Origin of the sequence: Phytobacter sp. V69, from assembly GCF_965644215.1 — a bacterium.
Lineage (GTDB): Bacteria > Pseudomonadota > Gammaproteobacteria > Enterobacterales > Enterobacteriaceae > Phytobacter.
Genome location: NZ_CBFFRL010000613.1, coordinates 1 through 206, shown reverse-complemented (window position 1 = coordinate 206; position 206 = coordinate 1). Strand labels below are relative to the sequence as shown.

Annotated in this window: 1 pseudogene; it reads left to right on the top strand. The window is 60.7% G+C overall.

What is annotated here, in order from left to right:
* Nucleotides 1–206: pseudogene (locus ACSZPU_RS26615) on the top strand (glucarate dehydratase); the annotation flags it as partial.

Genomic DNA, 206 nt, shown 5'->3' with positions numbered 1-206 from the left:
CCGTGGCAGCGCTTGAAGCTGCACTGCTCGACCTGTTAGGTAAGGCGCTGAATGTCCCGGTCTGTGAACTGCTCGGGTCGGGCAAACAGCGTGACGCCGTGACCGTGCTGGGTTACCTGTTCTACATCGGCGACCGCACCAAAACCGACCTGCCGTACCTCGACAAAACCGACGGCAACCACGACTGGTATCACCTGCGTCACCAG